The following is a 4,999-nucleotide window of genomic DNA, read 5'->3' on the forward strand; positions in this document are numbered from 1 at the left end:
AGAAGGCGAAGAAGGGGTCGCGCACCTCTGGTTCGGCGGTCGATGGGACCGGCGTGGCCCACAGGTGGTCATCGGCGCCGCGGGCGGGGCCGACGACGGACAGCAGCGCCGCCAGGATGGCGGCCGCGAGCAACGGATTTCCCATGCGTGCCGGTCCCTTTCGGTCTATCCTGGCGGCGGCGCGGATCGTGTCGGCCGCGGACGGTTCGGGAACACGGGAGGCAAGATAGCATGGCAGACCACGTCAGGGAATCTTTGCGGGGGTTGGCGCCTTTGGGCCTGTTCCTGGCCGTTGGCCTGATCGTCGCGGCCTGGATCGGCGCGGACGCCCTGCGCGACGTCCGCCCCTCGGGGCAGGCGATCGTGGTGAAGGGCTACGCCGAGCGCATGGTCACCTCCGACCTGGCCACCTGGTCGGGCAGCTTCTCGTTCCGCGCGACATCGCTGGCCGAGGCCTACCAGGGCCTCGAGCGCGACCGCGCCAAGGTGCAGGCCTTCCTGGCCGCCCGCGGCCTGCCCCAGAGCGCCGTGATCCTGCAGCCGGTGATGACCGAGACGCTCCAGCGCGTGTCGGAGGCCGGCCACATGACCAACGTCGTGGAGGGCTACGTGCTGCGCCAGCAGGTGCGCGTCGAGTCCGCCGACGTGAAGCAGGTGGAGTCCGTCGCGCGCGCCGCCACCGACCTGATCAAGGACGGCGTCGCCTTCGAGTCCTGGCAGCCCGAGTACTTCGTGGCGCACCTGGACGCATTCAAGCTCGAGCTGCTGGGCGAGGCCACCCGCAACGCCCGCGAGCGCGCCGAGATGCTGGCCGGCAACAGCGGCAGCAAGGCCGGCAAGCTGCAGTCGGCGAGCCAGGGCGTCTTCCAGATCACGCCGGCCAACTCGACCATGGTCGACGACTACGGCACCTACGACACCTCGACCATCGAGAAGGTGGTCAAGGCCGTGGTCACCGTGTCCTACGGCATCGACTGATCTTGCCGACGCCTCCGTCCCCTCCCGGGCCGCCCCCGCGGGCGGCCCTTCCCCATCGCGGCCCGGAACTTCCTTATCTTGTCGATGCCGCCCCGGCGCGGCGCTTGCTGCGTCCGTCCGGAGCCCCCGAACCAGAGGTGCAAGCCATGCGTACCGCAACGATCCGTGGCATTTTGCCGCCGCGCGTCTCCCTGCCGGCAGTCGCGTCGACCGCCGTCCTGCTCGCTGCCGGCCTCGCCGCCGCCGCGACGGGCAACGCCGTCTCCGCTCCCGACACCCTGGACAGCCGCCCGCCGCTGGTGGCGGTGCTGTACCCGGCCGGCGGCGAGACGCTGCAGGCCGCCGCCCAGGAGACGCTGCGCTGGAGCGTGGACGAGACGAGCTGGGGCGCCGCGCCGGCCGCGATCACCGTGACGGTGTTCGACGGCGCCGAGGTGCTCGCGCAGGCGCTGGTGCCGCCCGACCCGGCCGGCCAGTACGCCTGGATCTGGACCGTCCCCGACAACGCGACGGCCGCGGCCATGCTGGCGGTGGAGGCCGTGGACCGCTTCGGCGGGATCGGCGCCGACCAGGGGAACCTCTTCACGATCGAGGGCGGCGGCACCGGGACGCCCCCGGCCGCGACGGTCGACCGTCTCGGCCCGGTGCATCCCAACCCCTTCAATCCCGGCACCACCGTGGCCTTCGACCTGCGCGCCGCGGCCGTGATCGAGCTGACGATCTTCGACGTACGCGGCCGCGAGATGGCCACCCTCGCCCAGGGCGAGCGGCCGGCCGGCCGCCACGCCGCGGCCTGGGACGGGCGCGGCCCCGACGGCCGGGCCGCCCCGAGCGGCACGTACTTCGCGCGCCTGAGCGTGCGCGGCGCCGACCGCCGCGACGAGCTGACGGCGCGGCTCACCCTCGTGAAATAGCAGGAGGCCGACGATGACGACCCGCAAGTTCCGACGCAGCCTCCTGGCCCTGGCCCTGCTGGCCGCCGCCCTGCCGGCCGCCGCGCTCTTGGCCGGCGCCACCCGCCAGGGCGAGCCCTCGCGCCGCGCCGCGCCCGTCGACGGCACCCGCGTCGAGGCGCTGCAGGCGCAGTCCCGCGACCTGGCGGCCGGCGCCGCGGCCCGGCGCACGCCGCGGTACCGGGAGCTGCTCGCGGCCACCGATGGTCCGCAGGGCGCCCTGAACCGGGACACCTCGCTGATGCTGGTCGGCACCGAACGGGGCCGGCCCCTGTTCCTGCAGACGCTGAACCTCGTCGCCGCGCAGACCGTCGGCACCGACCGGTTGTGGCCGGGCGGCGCCACGGGCCTGGACCTCGACGGCGCCAACGCGGCCGGAGAGTTGGCCGTGTGGGACGCCGGCGCCGTGTTGACCTCCCACCAGGAATTCGGGGGTCGGGCCGTCGTGCAGGACGGCTCGCCGTCGGTCCACTACCACGCCACGCACGTGGGGGGCACGATGGCCGCCGCCGGCGTCGACCCGCTGGCGCACGGCATGTCGTCGGCCGCGTGGCTGGACAGCTACGACTGGACCGACGACGAGACCGAGATGGCCGCGGCCGCCGCGCAGGGCCTGCTGATCTCCAACCACAGCTACTCGTTCGTCGCCGGCTGGTACTACAACAGCACCCAGGCGGCCTGGTACTGGTACGGCGACGTCGCCGTCAGCCAGACGCAGGACCCCGGCTTCGGCATCTACAGCAGCTACTCGCAGGATTGGGACCAGACCGCCCACGACGCCCCGTACTACCTGATCGTCTGCGCCGCGGGCAACGACCGCTCCAACTACGGCCCCGGCCCCGGTGGCCTGCACTACTACTGGGACCCCGGCCTGAACGACTGGGCGCAGAGCACCACGACCCGCGAGCAGGACGGCGGCACGGACGGCTTCGACTGCATCCCCTACCGCGGCACCTGCAAGAACATCCTGACCGTCGGCGCCATCCTCGACGTGCCGGGCGGCTGGACCCAGCCCGCCGACGTGGTCATGTCCACGTTCAGCAGCTGGGGTCCGACCGACGACGGGCGCATCAAGCCCGACCTGGTCGCCAACGGCGTCGGGCTCTACAGCTGCGGCACCGCCTCGAACACCGCCTACGCCAGCTACAGCGGCACCTCGATGGCGACCCCCAACGCCTCCGGCTCCCTGCACCTGCTGGCGCAGCAGTGGCGCGACGTCCACGCCGGCCAGACGGCCCGCTCGGCCACGATCAAGGCCGTGGCGATCCACACCGCGAGCGAGACCGGCGCCTCCCCCGGCCCCGACTACGCCTACGGCTGGGGCCTGCTGGACGCCGAAGCCGCCGGGATGCTGATCGCCGGCGACCTCGCGTTCCCGTCGCGCGTCACCGAGGCGACGCTGGCCCAGGGCGAGGCCGACACGCTCGTGATCTGGAGCAACGGCGCCGGGCCGGTCACCGCGACCCTGGTCTGGAACGACCCGGCCGGACCGGCGCAGCCCTGGACGCTGAACCCGACCCAGCTCGTGCTGGTCAACGACCTCGACCTGCGCCTCGAACGCGTGGGCGACGGCCAGGCCACCCTGCCCTGGACCCTGAACCCGGCCAGCCCCGGTTCCTGGGCGGCCCGCGGCGACAACGTGCGCGACAACGTGGAGAAGGCCGAGACCGCCGCGACCCAGGCCGGCGCCTACCGGATCATCGTGCGGCACAAGGGGACGCTCAGCGGCGGCAGCCAGGCCTACTCGCTGGTGGCCGGCAGCGCCGAACCGCCGGTGGTGAGCAACGTGACGTTCGCGCAGCGCAACGACGGCTCGGGCCTGGTCGACATCGGCTTCGACCTGACCGACCCCGACAGCCCGACCGTGGGCGTGACGCTCGAGGCTTCGGTCGACGGCGGCGCCACCTGGAACCTGGCCGTGAACTCGGCGACGGGGCACGTGGGTTCCGCGGTCGCGGTCGGCGCTTCGCGGGCGGTGGTCTGGAACTTCGGCGCGGATCATCCCGCCGCGGTGCTGCCGTCGGTCGTGATCAGGGTCACGGCCAGCGACGGTCCCTGAGCACGGCGTCCGGCAACCAGAGGTCCTCGCCACGCGCGGCCGCGAGGCCGTCGAGATGGTCGAGGACCTCGACGAGGCGGCGCGCCGCCAGATCGGCGCGCTTGCCGGCCAGTCCCAGGATCTCCCAGACGCGCGCCGGGTCCGCGACCGCCGTCTGGCGCCGCAGCTCCCGCAGCCGGGCCACGACGCCGCGGTCGTAGCGGTCGACGCGCACGCCCGGATGGATCTCCCCGCGCAGCTCCCGCAGTCCCGTGTTGGCGCCCGGGCGCAGCGCCGCCCCGTTGTCCAGCGCCAGCAGCCGCACCTCCCCCAGGTCCCACAGGGGCAGCCCCCGCCCGCCGTCCGCCAGCCGGCGCGAGCCGCCGTCTCGCCAGACGTGCAGGTTACCGCCGGCGAAGCGGTCGTCCTGCCCCATCAGCGCGTCCAGCAGCATGATGTCGGCGAGGTCGGCGGCGAGCCGGCGCGCCGGGATGCGCCCGAGGTGCACGCCGCGCGGCTCCTGCAGCTCGCTCACCTGCGACAGGGCGACCGTCCCGTCGCCGGGAAGCGGCCCGCCGGTGCGCAGCCAGGCGGCCGCGTCGGTCTTGGCGAGCAGCTCGCGCGTGCCCAGCCGACGGTTCTGGACGAAGCAGTCGAGCCAGGGCTTGATCGCCCCGGGCAGGCCGCGCCCCTCGGCGAGCACGCGGTCGAGTTCGGCCAGGACCTCGCGCCGCGCGTCCTCCTTGCGCGTCGCGCCGTAGGAGACGCCCGCCAGCAGGTCGCGCAGCTTGGCCAGTGAGCGGCCGGACAGCGTGACGGGCGAGACGGGCGCGACCACCTCGGGGCAGCCCAGCACGACCGCCAGCCGCCAGGCGTAGATCTCCGCGCCCACGTTCGTGCTCAGGGAGTTGGTCTTGACCACGGCCACGTCGCGGCCGCTGGCGCGGTCGCGCACCGCGAAGAGGATCGAGGTGCCCTCGTGGTGCTTCAGCAGGCGGAACTCGGTGGCGCGGCCGTCGAGGTCCAGCGC

Annotated in this window: 4 protein-coding genes; 3 read left to right on the plus strand and 1 reads right to left on the minus strand. The window is 73.8% G+C overall.

Features of this window, described 5'->3' with window-relative positions; translation table 11 throughout:
• Positions 1-231 precede the first annotated feature (231 nt).
• The 3 genes from Q7W29_04360 to Q7W29_04370 all read left to right on the plus strand — a co-directional run bounded on the left by Q7W29_04360 (position 232) and on the right by Q7W29_04370 (position 3,990).
• Positions 232-978 (plus strand): SIMPL domain-containing protein, encoded by a 747-nt coding sequence (locus tag Q7W29_04360; GenBank protein ID MDO9171048.1) that lies wholly within the window; start codon positions 232-234, stop codon positions 976-978.
• A gap of 146 nt (positions 979-1,124) precedes the next feature.
• Entirely contained in the window at positions 1,125-1,892 is a 768-nt protein-coding gene (locus Q7W29_04365; GenBank protein ID MDO9171049.1) for a FlgD immunoglobulin-like domain containing protein, read from the plus strand.
• A 13-nt stretch (positions 1,893-1,905) separates the two neighbouring features.
• Positions 1,906-3,990 carry a S8 family serine peptidase gene (locus Q7W29_04370; protein ID MDO9171050.1) on the plus strand — a complete coding sequence of 695 codons (2,085 nt, stop codon included), beginning with the start codon at positions 1,906-1,908 and terminating at the stop codon, positions 3,988-3,990.
• Here Q7W29_04370 and Q7W29_04375 read toward each other — a convergent pair.
• On the minus strand, positions 3,968-4,999 hold a 1,032-nt coding region (locus Q7W29_04375; GenBank protein MDO9171051.1), incomplete at its 5' end, for a hypothetical protein. The two genes, Q7W29_04370 and Q7W29_04375, sit on opposite strands and share 23 nt — an antisense overlap.

It is taken from the genome of bacterium (assembly GCA_030654305.1).
GTDB lineage: Bacteria > Krumholzibacteriota > Krumholzibacteriia > LZORAL124-64-63 > LZORAL124-64-63 > PNOJ01.

Excerpts from the sequence above, each read along its gene's own strand:
- Q7W29_04360 (MDO9171048.1), top strand. The coding sequence starts at position 232 with ATGGCAGACCACGTCAGGGAATCTTTGCGGGGGTTGGCGCCTTTGGGC.
- Q7W29_04365 (MDO9171049.1), top strand. The coding sequence starts at position 1,125 with ATGCGTACCGCAACGATCCGTGGCATTTTGCCGCCGCGCGTCTCCCTG.
- Q7W29_04370 (MDO9171050.1), top strand. The coding sequence starts at position 1,906 with ATGACGACCCGCAAGTTCCGACGCAGCCTCCTGGCCCTGGCCCTGCTG.